The sequence below is a fragment of the Microlunatus sagamiharensis genome, from assembly GCF_900105785.1.
Taxonomy (GTDB): domain Bacteria; phylum Actinomycetota; class Actinomycetes; order Propionibacteriales; family Propionibacteriaceae; genus Microlunatus; species Microlunatus sagamiharensis.
The window spans coordinates 949394-962298 of record NZ_LT629799.1 but is presented as its reverse complement, the minus strand read 5'-3'; the positions used below and the strand labels follow the sequence as shown (position 1 = coordinate 962298).

The 12905-nt window shown below is 75.3% G+C and carries 12 protein-coding genes; 4 read left to right on the top strand and 8 right to left on the bottom strand.

Annotation, left to right across the window (positions count from 1 at the left end):
* Positions 1–46: 46 nt before the first annotated feature.
* The gene (ffh, locus tag BLU42_RS04370) at positions 47–1600 is read right to left on the bottom strand and encodes a signal recognition particle protein (RefSeq protein ID WP_091073418.1); all 1554 of its coding nucleotides are present in this window, start codon (positions 1598–1600) and stop codon (positions 47–49) included.
* 44 nt (positions 1601–1644) lie between these two features.
* Here ffh and BLU42_RS04365 point away from each other — a divergent pair, with 44 nt between their 5' ends.
* From BLU42_RS04365 to BLU42_RS04355, 3 genes are read left to right on the top strand one after another with little or no spacing between them, the layout of a single operon-like run.
* Positions 1645–2445: an endonuclease/exonuclease/phosphatase family protein gene (locus BLU42_RS04365; RefSeq protein WP_091073417.1), complete on the top strand. Its 801-nt coding sequence runs from the start codon at positions 1645–1647 to the stop codon at positions 2443–2445.
* A 9-nt stretch (positions 2446–2454) separates the two neighbouring features.
* A complete protein-coding gene (locus BLU42_RS04360) occupies positions 2455–2952 on the top strand; it encodes a GNAT family N-acetyltransferase (RefSeq protein ID WP_091073416.1) in 498 nt (165 codons plus the stop codon).
* 47 nt (positions 2953–2999) lie between these two features.
* Complete coding sequence (locus BLU42_RS04355; RefSeq protein WP_091073415.1) at positions 3000–3434, top strand: organic hydroperoxide resistance protein; 435 nt, start codon at positions 3000–3002, stop codon at positions 3432–3434.
* Positions 3435–3466: 32 nt separating this feature from the next.
* Here the strand turns inward: BLU42_RS04355 and BLU42_RS04350 are convergent, their stop codons facing one another.
* From BLU42_RS04350 to BLU42_RS04340, 3 genes are all read right to left on the bottom strand, one after another.
* A complete protein-coding gene (locus BLU42_RS04350; protein WP_091073414.1) occupies positions 3467–4681 on the bottom strand; it encodes a saccharopine dehydrogenase family protein in 1215 nt (404 codons plus the stop codon).
* Positions 4682–4761: 80 nt separating this feature from the next.
* Complete coding sequence (ftsY, locus tag BLU42_RS04345; RefSeq protein WP_091073413.1) at positions 4762–5955, bottom strand: signal recognition particle-docking protein FtsY; 1194 nt, start codon at positions 5953–5955, stop codon at positions 4762–4764.
* A 96-nt stretch (positions 5956–6051) separates the two neighbouring features.
* Complete coding sequence (locus BLU42_RS04340) at positions 6052–6264, bottom strand: hypothetical protein (protein WP_091073412.1); 213 nt, start codon at positions 6262–6264, stop codon at positions 6052–6054.
* A 194-nt stretch (positions 6265–6458) separates the two neighbouring features.
* Here BLU42_RS04340 and BLU42_RS04335 point away from each other — a divergent pair, with 194 nt between their 5' ends.
* The gene (locus tag BLU42_RS04335) at positions 6459–6689 is read left to right on the top strand and encodes a hypothetical protein (protein WP_091073411.1); all 231 of its coding nucleotides are present in this window, start codon (positions 6459–6461) and stop codon (positions 6687–6689) included.
* A gap of 37 nt (positions 6690–6726) precedes the next feature.
* On the opposite strand, the gene smc is transcribed toward BLU42_RS04335, so the two are convergent.
* From smc to rnc, 4 genes are all read right to left on the bottom strand, one after another.
* A complete protein-coding gene (gene smc, locus BLU42_RS04330) occupies positions 6727–10329 on the bottom strand; it encodes a chromosome segregation protein SMC (RefSeq protein ID WP_091073410.1) in 3603 nt (1200 codons plus the stop codon).
* 224 nt (positions 10330–10553) lie between these two features.
* Positions 10554–11201, bottom strand: coding sequence for a GtrA family protein (locus tag BLU42_RS04325; RefSeq protein WP_091073409.1), 648 nt, complete (start codon positions 11199–11201; stop codon positions 10554–10556).
* 67 nt (positions 11202–11268) lie between these two features.
* The gene (mutM, locus tag BLU42_RS04320) at positions 11269–12126 is read right to left on the bottom strand and encodes a bifunctional DNA-formamidopyrimidine glycosylase/DNA-(apurinic or apyrimidinic site) lyase (RefSeq protein ID WP_091073408.1); all 858 of its coding nucleotides are present in this window, start codon (positions 12124–12126) and stop codon (positions 11269–11271) included.
* A 31-nt stretch (positions 12127–12157) separates the two neighbouring features.
* Positions 12158–12904, bottom strand: coding sequence for a ribonuclease III (rnc, locus tag BLU42_RS04315; RefSeq protein ID WP_231918432.1), 747 nt, complete (start codon positions 12902–12904; stop codon positions 12158–12160).
* Position 12905 lies beyond the last annotated feature (1 nt).

The window sequence follows — 12905 nt, the reverse complement described above, 5'->3', positions numbered from 1 at the left end:
CGACGACGCCGTGCCCGGGGGACGACCCCGTCGGACCCGCAGCGCACTACTTGAGCCGGTCGCGCAGGTTCGACGGCAGCTGGAAGCTCGCCATGGCCTCCTGCAGCGCCTTCTCGTCGAGCTGCTCCGGCTCGAAGGCGGAGCCGGCCGCGGGCGCGGCGACCGCGGGGTTGTTGCGCTTGGCCGGGTTGCCCGAGACCTTGTGGCCCTTCTTCTTGGCCGCGGCCTTCGCCGGCTGCTTCTTGGCGCCGCCGCCGCCCATGCCCGGCATCCCGGGCATGCCCGGCATCTTGCCGCCGGCCAGCGAGCTCATCATCTTGCGCGCCTCGAAGAAGCGGTTGACCAGCCCGTTCACGTCGGAGACCTGGACGCCGGCGCCCTTCGCGATGCGCGCCCGCCGGGAGCCGTCGATGATCTTGGGGTCGTCGCGCTCGCCGGGGGTCATCGAGTGGATGATCGCCTCGAGCCGGTCGACCTCGCGCTCGTCGATGTTCGCGATCTGGTCCTTGAAGTCGCCCATGCCGGGCAGCATCCCGAAGATCTTCGACAGCGGGCCCATCTTGCGGACCATCTGCATCTGCTGCAGGAAGTCGGCGAGGCCGAACTCCTTGCCCTCCTTGGAGGCGAGCTTGGCCGCGGCCTTGGCCGACTGCTCGGCGTCGAAGGTCTTCTCGGCCTGCTCGATGAGCGTGAGGACGTCGCCCATGCCGAGGATGCGGCTGGCCATCCGGTCGGGGTGGAAGACGTCGAACTCGGTGAGCGCCTCGCCGTTGGAGGCGAACATGATCGGCTTGCCGGTGACGCGGGCGATCGACAGCGCGGCACCACCGCGGGCGTCGCCGTCGAGCTTGGTCAGCACGACGCCGTCGAAGCCGACGCCCTCGGCGAAGGCGTTCGCGGTGTTGACCGCGTCCTGGCCGATCATCGCGTCGACGACGAAGAGCACCTCGTCGGGGTTCACCGCGTCGCGGATGTCCGCGGCCTGCTGCATCAGGTCGGCGTCGATGCCCAGGCGGCCGGCGGTGTCGACCACCACGACGTCGAACAGGCGCCGGTTGGCCTCGTCGATCGCGCGGCGGGCCACGTCGACGGGGTCCCCGACGCCGTTGCCGGGCTCGGGCGCGAAGACCTGGACGCCGGCCCGCTGGCCCACGACCTGGAGCTGGTTGACCGCGTTCGGGCGCTGGAGGTCGGCCGCGACGAGCAGCGGCGAGTGGCCCTGGCCCTTGAGCCAGCGGGCCAGCTTGCCGGCGAGCGTCGTCTTGCCGGCGCCCTGGAGGCCCGCGAGCATGATCACCGTCGGCGGGTTCTTGGCGAAGCGGATCGTGCGGGTGTCGCCGCCGAGGATCGCGACGAGCTCCTCGTCGACGATCTTGATGATCTGCTGCGAGGGGTTCAGCGCGCCCGTGAGCTCCGCGCCCTTGGCCCGCTCGCGCACCCGGGCGACGAAGTCGCGGACGACGGCGAGGTTGACGTCGGCCTCGAGCAGCGCGACCCGGATCTCGCGCGCCGTCGCGTCGATGTCGGCCTCGCTGAGCCGCGTCTTGCCGCGCAGGCTCTTGAACGTCGCGGCCAGCCGGTCGGAGAGGGTGTCGAACACGCGGTCAGCCTACCCAGCCGGGCGCCGGTGGTTAGGCTGCGCGCGTGCGCCTGGTGACGTTCAACGTCCTGCACGGCGCGAGCCCGGTGGACGGCGTGGTCGACCTCGACCGGTTCGCTGCCGTCGTGGCCTCGCTCGACCCCGACGTGCTGGCCCTCCAGGAGGTCGACCGGGGCAACGAGCGCTCGCACGCCGCGGACCTCGCCGACGTCGCCGCCCGGGCGATGGGTGCCGCGAGCAGCCGCTTCTGCGCGGCGATGACGATCGACACCGACGGCCGCTGGCACCCCGCGCCGCGCACGCCCGCACCCGACATGACCGCGTACGGCGTCGCGCTCGTCTCCCGGCACCCGGTCACCGCCTGGCGCGAGCTGCGGCTGCCGCTCATCAGGCCGCGCTTCCCCGTGGTGCGGCGCGAGCCGCGCCGCCTGGAGCTGCGCCGCGAGGAGCACAGGACCGCCGTGCTGGCCGAGGTCGCGACGCCGGAGGGCCCGCTGCTCGTCGCCAGCGCGCACCTCTCCTTCGTGCCCGGCTGGTCCCAGCTCCAGCTCCTCGCCCTCCGCCGCGCGATGGCCGCCACGCCGGGCCCCGCGCTGATCATGGGCGACCTGAACATGACGCCGCCGCCCGCGCGGCGCGTCAGCGGATTCCGTCCCCTGGCCACCGCGCTGACGTTCCCCGTCGACGAGCCCGTCCGCCAGATCGACCACGTGCTGGCCCGCGGCGACGTCGGCGACGTGGTCGGCACCGCCTCGCTGCGGCTACCCGTCTCCGACCACCGGGCGCTGGTCGTCGACCTGGACCGCCGTCGGCTGGGCCGAGCACCCGGGCGAGCACCCGGGTAAGCAGGAGCCGTGCCGATCGATGACGCCGCGCCCACCCTGGAGCGCGTGACGTACGCCGACCCCGACGTCGTCACGCTCACCGAGGAGGTGCAGGCCTACTACCGCGCGATCTACGGCGGTCCCGACGACTCGCCGCTGACCGACGCCGAGCTCACCCCACCGGCGGGGCTGTTCCTGCTGGCCCGCCTCGACGGCGAGCCCGTCGGGATGGCCGGGTGGCGCCGCATCGCACCGGTCGACGCGCTCGGCGGGGAGCGCCCGGCCGAGATCCGCCGGATGTACACGCGCGCCTCCGCCCGGCACCGCGGCATCGCCCGTGCGCTGCTCGCCGAGCTGGAGTCGACGGCGGCGGCGTACGGCGCCGACGTGATGGTGCTCTCGACCGGCGGGATCCAGACCGACGCCGTCGCCTTCTACCGCGCCTGCGGCTACACCGACGTCCCGCCCTTCGGCCACTGGGCCGCCTCGCCCGGCATCGTCTGCCTCGCCCGCCGGCTCCCGGCCTGATCACGCCCCTCGGGAAGCCCGCGGGCCCCGCCGTGGTTGCGCTCAGCATGACCACCACACCGGAGAAGATCATCTACACCGCCGTCGCCACCACCGTCGGCGGTCGCCGCGGCGGGCACGCGCGCACCAGCGACGGCCTGCTCGAGGTCGACCTGAACGCCCCCAAGGAGCTCGGCGGGCCGGGCACGGGCACCAACCCCGAGCAGCTCTTCGCCGCCGGCTACTCGGCCTGCTTCAACTCCGCGCTCGTCGCCGTGGCCAAGCAGGCCGGCATCAAGGCCGACGACGCCCACGTCACCGCCAAGGTCGGCTTCGGGCCCGCCGGCCAGGGTTACGCGCTGACCGTCGACCTCGAGGTGTCGCTCGCCGGCTTCGAGCTCGCGCAGGTCCAGGACCTGGCCGACAAGGCGCACCAGGTGTGCCCCTACAGCAACGCCGTCCGCGGCAACGTCCCCACCACGGTCACCGCCGTCGCGGCCTGACCCGCCCCGAGCCGGGGGCGCGCGCCGGGGCGTCAGGCCCGGCGCACCCCCACCTCGAAGCGGTGGGCCCGCAGCCGCTCGGCGAGCTGCGGCCCGACCCCCGTCATGGGGGTCAGCACCCCGGCGGCTTCGGGCAGGTCGTCCAGCGCGAGCGCCAGCGCGGCCTCACCGAGCATGACCGCCGTCCCGTCGTAGCCCGGGTCGTACGGCGCGGCGACCGTGGCGACGTAGCGCGCGCCTGTCGTGGTCGTGGTCTCGACCTCGACCCGGAACCGCTCGCCGGCGCGTACCCGGTCGCTCGGCCCCTCGCCGGGTGAGGGCAGCACCCGGTCGAGCACGCCGCGGGTCGGGGCGAAGGACAGCCCGCCCATGAGCGCGGCGGTCCCGCCCGCGAGCGCGGCCGCGGCGACCAGCCCCACCGGACCGGGCCGGGTGTCGACCATCTCGCGGTAGTCGAAGTCCGGCCCGTACGCCCAGCCGCGCAACGCGTCCGTGCGCAGGACGACCTGGCGGTTGTAGCCGCCCATGACGAAGGGGCCCGTCCAGACGCCACGCCCGGCGTCGCGGTGCAGCGTCGGGTGCCCGCGGCGGACGCGGCCGGAGGGATTCGCGCCCACGAGGGCCTCCGGGTCGGCGACGACCCGGCGCAGGTCGGGCCGACCGGCGGTGGCGATCTGCTGCTGGCGACCGGAGTCGATGGTGCCGCCGCTGAACCCGCCCCGCATCGACACCACGTGCAACCTCGTCACGCCCGGCGTGCCCTCGCCGTCCACTGCCGCGGCGTCGGCCACGAGCCGCACCCCGAGGTCGGAGGGCACCGAGTCGAAGCCGCAGGAGTGCACGACCCGCGCCCCCGACGCCTGCGCCGCCTCGTGCGCGGCGGCGACGCTGTCGCGCACGAAGAGGGTCTCGCCGGTGAGGTCGGCGTAGTGGGTGCCGCGGTCGACGCAGGCCCGGACGACCGGGAGCCCCCAGCGCGCGTACGGCCCGACGGTCGTCGCGAGCACCGTGGTCTGCTCGGCGAGCCGGTCGAGGGCGCGCTCGTCGGTCACGTCGGTCGTCCGCAGCTCCCAGGACGCCGCCGCCTCGCCGAGGTCGTCGCGCAGCGCCTGCAGCCGCCCGGACGAGCGCCCGGCCAGCGCGACCCGCGTGCCCGCCGGGGCGGAGCGCGCGAGGTGGGCGGCGGTGAGCCGGCCGACGAAGCCGGTGGCCCCGAGCAGCACGAGGTCGAGCTCGCGCCCGCTCACGGCAGTGGGGTCGGCAGCAGGACGCGGGAGCGGATCATGCCCGCCACGACAGCACGACCCGCGCGCACCCCACCGCCGGCCTAGGAGGCGGGCTCGAGCAGCGCGTCGACGAAGACCTCGGCGTCGAAGGGCGCCAGGTCGTCCACGCCCTCGCCGAGGCCGACGAGCTTGACCGGCACGCCGAGCTCGCGCTGCACCTGGACGACGATGCCGCCCTTGGCGCTGCCGTCGAGCTTGGTGAGCACGAGCCCCGTCACCTGCACCACGTCGCGGAAGATGCGGGCCTGCGTGAGCCCGTTCTGGCCCGTGGTGGCGTCGAGCACGAGCAGCACCTCGCCGACCGGCGCCTGGCGCTCGACCACGCGCTTGACCTTGCCCAGCTCGTCCATCAGGCCCGTCTTGGTGTGCAGCCGGCCGGCGGTGTCGATGATGACCACGTCGACCTCCTGCTCGACGCCCGTGCGCGCGGCCTCGAAGGCCACGCTGGCCGGGTCGGCCCCCTCGGCGCCGCGGATGGTCCGGACGCCGACGCGGTCGCCCCAGGTCTCGAGCTGGTCCGCGGCCGCCGCGCGGAACGTGTCCGCCGCACCGAGCAGCACGTCCTTGTCCTCGGACACGAGCACCCGGGCGAGCTTGCCGACCGTGGTCGTCTTGCCCGTCCCGTTGACGCCCACGACCATGACGATCGCCGGCTGCTCGCCGCGGGTGGTGGCCAGCGAGCGATCCATCGTCGGGTCGACCAGGGCCAGCAGCTCCTCGCGCAGCACGGCCCGCGCCTGCTCGGGCGAGGACACGTCCTCGACGCGGAAGCGCGTCCGGAGCTTCTCGACCAGCTCCGTGGTCGGCCCGACCCCGAGGTCGGAGGCGATGAGGACGTCCTCGAAGTCCTCCCACGTCTGCTCGTCGATCCGGTCGCGGCTGATGATCATCAACAGGCCGCGGCTGAGCGCGCTGTCGCGGCCGGCCAGGCGCCGGCGCAGCCGGGCGAGGCGGCTCTCGGCGGTCTCGGGGCGCTCGTGGACGAGCGGCGGGATCGTCGGCTCGACCTCGACGGACTCGGGCGCCTCGGTGCCGGGCCGCTCGAGCAGGTCCACCGAACCCGCACGCGCGCCCTCGGCGTCGTCCGTGCCCGCGTGCCCGGGGGCACCGGTGATCGAGCGGGTGTCGCTCCCCCGGCGCAGCGCGCGTCGCCGCGTGCCGGCCACGAGGCCGACGACGAGGAACGCGGCCACGAGGATGGCGCCCGCGACGTACCAGAGCTCTGTGCCTGTCACCGGCTCATCCTAGGGGCGGCCGGTGGGCCTCCCGCCCGCTCGCGCCGGGCGGTCGGGCCCCGCGCGAGCGGTCGGTCGGAGGTGTGCCGCGACCGCTCAGCCGGTGATGACGTGCAGGCGGCGCAGCAGGCGCAGGAACGCGGGCGGCGGCGTGGCCTCCCCGTTCAGGTGGCGCGCCGCGCGGCGCAGGCGCGGGGCCAGCCGGGGCAGCCGGGCGACGCCGCGGCCCTCGAGGCCGACGACGACGACGCCCACGATGGCGACGACCAGGGTGAGGAGCAGCAGGCTCGCGACGACGATGGCGGTCATGCGGCGGTACGGGGGAAGGCGGGCATGGGTCGTCGACCTCTCTCGACAGTCAGGTGTTCCGGGGAAGGAACTGCCGTGCGTCGACGCCGGTGGCGCCGACCTCGAGATCGTCCGTCGCCCGCCGCCGGGGCCCGGCCCGGACACGCCGTCGCGCCGCCTCTCGAATCGATAACGACGCGCCCTACCGTGGTCCCGTGGTCGACGACGAGCAGGGCACGAGCCGGGACGAGCGCCTCCGGCGCGACACGCTGGCGGTCGTCGTCGGCGTCGTCCTGACCGTGGTCGGGGTGGTCGGCGTCGTCGTTGGCCTGCTCGACGGCCGGGTCTCCGCGGTGGCGGGCTCCGGCGTCTGGCTGCTGATCGGCCTCGTGGTGCTCGTCGCCGGGGCCCGCGCCCGGCACCGCGTCACCTCGTCGGCGCCGTAGGCGGGCCCGTGCGACCGGCGGATCACCGGTCGGACCTCTAGGCGACCGCCTCGGCCTCCCGGAGCCGCTGCGAGATCACCGCCGAGACCCCGTCGCCGCGCATCGTGACGCCGTAGAGCGCGTCGGCGACCTCCATCGTGCGCTTCTGGTGGGTGATGACCAGGAGCTGGCTGCTGGCCCGCAGCTCGGTGTAGATGTCGAGCAGCCGGCCGAGGTTGGTGTCGTCCAGCGCCGCCTCGACCTCGTCGAGGATGTAGAACGGGCTCGGCCGGGCGATGAACAGCGACACCAGGAACGCGACGGCCACGAGCGAGCGCTCCCCGCCGGACAGCAGCGAGAGCCGCTTGACCTTCTTGCCCGCAGGGCGCGCCTCGACGTCGATGCCGGTGGTCAGCCAGTCGCCCGGCTCGGTCAGCACCAGCCGGCCCTCACCGCCCGGGAAGAGCCGGGAGAAGACGCGGGCGAAGGCGACCTCGACGTCGGCGTACGCCTCGGCGAAGACCTGCTGCACCCGCGCGTCGACGTCGGCGATGATGTCGACGAGGTCCTTGCGGGTGCGCCGCAGGTCCTCCAGCTGCTCGGCGAGGAAGCGGTGCCGCTCCTCCATCGCGTCGAACTCCTCGAGCGCGAGCGGGTTGACCCGGCCGAGCACCGACAGCGCGCGCTCGGCCTTGCGCAGCCGGGTGGCCTGCTCCTCGCGGACGTACGGTCGCGGTGCCGGGAGCTCCTCGCCCTCGGCGAGTTCCTCAGGAGCGGGCAGCGCCGTCCCGTCCGCGCGGGTCAGCACGGGCACCAGCTGGTCGGGGCCGAACTCGGCGACCAGGACCTCCGGGTCGAGGGCCAGCTCCGCGGCGGCCTTCTCGACGAGGTTCTCCACCCGGAGCCGCTGCTCGGTGCGCGCCATCTCGTCGCGGTGCGCCTCGTTCACCAGCGTCTCGAGCTCGGCCGCCAGCGCGCGCACCCGCCCACGGAGGTCCCGGAGGGTCGCGTCGGCGTCCGCGCGCACGGCCTCGACCTCCGTGCGCTGCACGGCCGCCCGGGCCAGGGAGTGGTCGACGAGGACGAGCAGGTGCTCGGCGCCGAGCCGGACGGCGGCCGCCGTCCGCGCCTCGCGCTGCATCCGCTCGCGCCGGGCGTGCGCCTTGGCCCGCGAGTCGCGCTCCGCCCGCGCGGCCCGTCGCAGCGTGTCGGCCCGGCCGGACAGGGCCCGGGCCCGCTCCTCCTGGGTCCGCAGGGCGAGCCGCGCGTCCATCTCGCCGGCCCGGGCCAGGCGGGCGCGCTCCCCCAGCGCGTCGCGCTGCGCCGGGTCGGGCTCCTCGTCCCCCGTGGGCTCCTCGGCTGCGGCGAGGCGCTCCTGCAGCGCCACGAGGCGCGCGGCGTCCTCGGCGTGGGTCCCCCGGGCCTGCTCGATGGCCTGGCCCAGCCGGCCCGCCTCGGCGCTCGAGCCGCGGGCCTGCGCGCTGCGCTGGCCGAGCTCCTCGGCCAGGGCGGACATCACCGCGTCCGACTCGTGCAGGCGGGCCAGCGCGACCTCGACGGCCTCGGCGGCGTCGCGGTGCTCGTCCTCGACACCCGCCCGCGTGAAGCGCAGGCGCTCGAGCGTGTGCTCGGCGGCGGCGAGCCGCTCCCCGGCCTCGTCGAGCGCGGCCTGCGCCTCGAGCAGCGACGGCTGCGCGCTCGACCCGCCGGACACCAGGTGCGCGGCGACCACGTCCCCGGCGCGCGTGACGGCGGTGACCTCGGGCCGCGCCTGGACGAACGACCGGGCCGCCGCGAGGTCCTCGACGACGGCGACCAGGTGCAGGGCGCGGGCGAGGGCCGGCCGGAGGGGCTCGGGCGCCTGGACGACGTCGGTGGCCCAGCGTGAGCCGTCGGGAAGCACGTCGGCCCCGTCGCGGTCCTCCGACCGGATCGGGGTGGGTGCTCCCACGACGAGCAGCCCGGCCCGCCCGAGGTCCTCGGTCTTCAGGTGGTCGACGGCGGCGAAGGCGGTGTCGAGCCCCTCGACCGCGACGGCGTCGGCGAGCGTGCCCAGGGCGGCGGCGACCGCGGTCTCCAGCCCGGGCTCCACCCGCAGCAGCGTCGAGAGCGAGCCGAGCAGGCCGGTCACGGTCGAGCCCTCGGCGAGCAGGGCGGCCGCGGCGTCCTTGCGCTGCAGGCCGAGCCCGAGCGCGTCGACCCGGGCGGCGAGCGCGGCCCGCTCCTGGGCGGCCGCCGTCTCGGCCTCGCGCAGCTCGCGGCGGCGGACCTCCACGGCCTCCAGCGCGGCGGCGGCCTCCTCGTACTGGCTGTCCAGGCCCAGCTCGCCGTCGTCGAGCCCGGCGATGCGCGACTCGAGGGCGGTGAAGGCCAGCGTCGCCTCCTCCGCCCGACGCTCGGCCTCGCCGCGCGCGGTCGCGAGCCGTTCGAGCTCGGCGTCGGCGGCCTCCCCGCGGCTGCGCAGCGCCTCGACCTGGCCGTGGAGGCGGACGAGACCCTCGCGCCGGTCGGCCGCCGCGCGCACGAGGGCGGCGTAGCGCTGCTCCTCGGCGCGGTGCGCCTCCTCGGCGGCGGCCCTCGCCGCCGTGGCCTCGGCCAGGGCGGCCGAGCGGCGGGCGACCTCGGCGAGCAGGTCCGCCTCCTGCGCGGCGACCGCCTCGGCCTCGCGCTCGAGCGCCTCGGGGTCGCGGCCGGTGCGCACCTCGTCGGGCTGGTCGCTGGCGTGCCGCACCCGCTCGGTGGCGATCGAGATCGTGCTGGTGACGCGCTCGCGGAGACCGGCCAGGGCGTACCAGGTCTCCTGCGCGCGGGTCAGCCGCGGGGTCGCCTCGCGCAGCCGCTCCTCGGCGGCCGCCTCGGACTCGCGGGCCTGGGCGAGCGCCGTCTCCAGCGACCCGCGCCGGGCCAGCAGCGCCTCGGCGCCCGCCACCTCGGACTCCAGCGCGAGGGTGGCCTGGACGAGGTCGTCGGCGAGCAGCCGGGCGCGGGCGTCGCGGGCCTCGGCCTGCACGACGGCGGCCTTGCGGGCGACCTCCGCCTGACGGCCCAACGGCTTGAGCTGGCGGCGGATCTCGGTCAGCAGGTCCGACAGCCGCTCGAGGTTGCCCTCGCAGGCCTCCAGCTTGCGGAGCGCCTTCTCCTTGCGCTTGCGGTGCTTGAGGACGCCGGCCGCCTCCTCGACGAAGCCGCGGCGCACCTCCGGGGTCGCCTGCAGGATCGTGTCGAGCTGGCCCTGGCCGACGATGACGTGCATCTCGCGGCCGATGCCGGAGTCGCTCAGCAGCTCCTGGACGTCGAGGAGGCGGGCGGGCCGGCCGTTGATGGCGTACTCCGAGCCGCCGTTGCGGAACATCGTCCGCGAGATCGTCACCTCGGTGTACTCCAGCGGCAGCGCGCCGTCGGTGTTGTCGATGGTGAGCGCGACCTCCGCGCGGCCGAGCGGCGCCCGGCCGGCGGTGCCGGCGAAGATGACGTCCTCCATCTTGCCGCCGCGCAGCGACTTGGCACCCTGCTCGCCCATCACCCACGCCAGGGCGTCGACCACGTTGGACTTGCCGGACCCGTTGGGCCCGACCACGCAGGTGATGCCGGGCTCGAAGGTCAGCGACGTCGCCGAGGCGAACGACTTGAACCCGCGCAGGGTGAGGTTCTTCAGGTACACGCGGCGGCCTCTCGACCCACAGGGGGTGGGTGGACGGGCCGTGCGGGCGGGCCGCACGACCGGTGGGGCGGTGACCCGCGGCGGCGGTCCACCGGAGGAAGGCCCCGGTCTGGAAACGCCAGGCTAAGCCGCGCAGCGCACCGGCGCCCGCAGCGCCCGCGGCGCGCCGCCCGTCGGCCTCGGGCGCCGTCCGTACGCGGCGGGCGACCGGCGAGCCGGACGGGTCAGGGGGTGCCGGGACCGCCCGTGCGCGGGGCCGGGTCGGCCGCGGTCGTGGCCAGGCTCGGCGGGGGGGTCGTGCCGTCGTGCTCCTCGGCCACACCCTCCTCGGTCAGCGTCGGGTGCTGACCGCCGCGGACGGAGGAGAACGTCCAGAGCTTGTTGACCACGAACGAGAGCGGGACGGTGACCACGATGACGATCAGCTGGGCCCAGTAGAGGCGGTTGCGCAGACCGCTCGAGTCGTCCAGCAGCGTGCGCGGGAGAGCCAGGAAGGACCCGGGGTGCATGAGCAGGGTCAGCAGGCCCAGCCCGATGAGCTGGGCGACGAAGCCGACCGCGAGGAAGGGCCCGTACTCGCGGAACCACCCGGAGTGCTTCGCGCTGCGGAACGTGAAGTGCCGGTTCAGCTGGAAGTTCCAGAGGTTCGCCACGAGGAAGGCGATGGTCGAGTAGAGGTGGTACCAGCGGATGTTGAAGCTGGTGAGCGGCAGGTCGATGAGGACGTCGTCGAAGTGGGGCCCGGTGCGCCGCAGGACGACGAGGACCAGCAGGTTCACGAGCACGCCCGACCCGCCCACCAGCCCGAAGCGGAACAGCAGGTTCCAGTTCTGGCGGTGGCGCACGAAGACGTAGTGGCCGAGGCGTTTCACAGTGGGATGACGATACTGCCGCGGCGGGGGTTCCCGGTCCCCCGAGCGGCCACGCCGCGCGGGCCCCTCACGCGGCTCGCGCCGACGCGACCGGGGTGCGCTGGCAGCGCGGGCAGCGGAACGAGGAACGGTTCATGAACGGCTCGCGCCGCACCGGCGTGCCGCACCGCGGGCACGGCCGGCCCTCCTGGCCGTAGACGGCGAGGGCCCGGTCGAAGTAGCCGCTCGAGCCGTTGACGTCGACGTAGAGCGCGTCGAAGGAGGTGCCGCCCGCCCGCAGGGCACGGCCCATCACCGTGGTCGCCGCGTCCAGCACCTCCGCCACCTTGGCCGCCGACAGCGACCACGTGCCGCGGGCGTAGTGCGTGCGCGACAGCCACAGCGCCTCGTCGGCGTAGATGTTGCCGATCCCGGAGACGACCTGCTGGTCGAGCAGCGCGCGCTTGACGCCGGTGCGCCGCGCGCGGATCCGCCGCCCGACCGCGACCGGGTCGAACTCGGGGTCGAAGGGGTCGCGCCCGATGTGGGCGACCTCGGCCGGCAGCGCGGCCCCGCCGACGGACAGCGACAGCCCACCGAACATCCGCTGGTCGACGAAGCGCAGCTGCGCACCGCCCTCGAGGTCGAAGAGCACGCGGGTGTTGGGGGCGAGCGGCGCCTCGGGCGCGTCGAGGCGGAACTGCCCGCTCATGCCCAGGTGGGCGAGCAGGGCGTCGCCGTCGGCGAACGGCAGCCAGAGGTACTTGCCGCGGCGGGCGGGCTCGACGAAGGTCCGCCCGGTCAGCGTCGCCGCGAAGTCGTCGGGACCGGCGAGGTGGCGCCGCACCGGGCGCGGGTGCAGCACGCTGACCCGCTCGACGCGCTGCCCGGTGATGAGGCCGGCCAGGCCGCGGCGGACGGTCTCGACCTCGGGGAGCTCGGGCACGACGCGCTTGAGGGGTGGGGCGGGTCGGCCGTCAGGCCGAGGTGCCCTGGGCGGCGCCGTCGAGGGCGGCGTCACCCTGGCGGGCCTTGAGGTCGGCGAAGGCGAGGGCGGCCGCGTTCTGCTCGGCCTCCTTCTTGTTGCGCCCGGCCCCGGGGCCGTACTGCAGGTCGTCGACCGACACGGTCGCGGCGAAGCTCTTCGCGTGGTCAGGGCCCGACTCGACGACCCGGTACGCGGGCACGCCCATGCCCGACAGCGACGCGATCTCCTGCAGGCTCGTCTTCCAGTCCAGGCCGGCGCCACGGGTGGCGACCTCGGCCATGAGCGGGTCGAAGAGGTGGTGCACGAAGCGACGCGCCTGGTCGATGCCGTGGCCGAGGAAGACGGCCCCGATCAGGGCCTCCATCGTGTCGGCCAGGATCGAGGACTTGTCGCGCCCGCCGGTGCTCTCCTCGCCGCGCCCCAGGTGGACCTGGGCGCCGAGGTCGAGACCCCGGGCCACGTCCGCCAGCGCGCGCGAGTTGACCACCGCGGCGCGCAGCTTGGCGAGCTGACCCTCCGACAGGTCGGGGTAGGTCGTGTAGAGGTGCTCGGTCACGACGAGCCCGAGCACCGAGTCCCCGAGGAACTCGAGCCGCTCGTTCGTCGGCAGGCCGCCCTGCTCGTAGGCGTACGAGCGGTGCGTCAGGGTGCGCTCGAGGAGCCCTGGGTCGAGCTCGAGCCCGAGCTCGACCAGCAGCTGCCGGGCCGGCAGCCGCCCCGCGGGCGCCCCTGACACG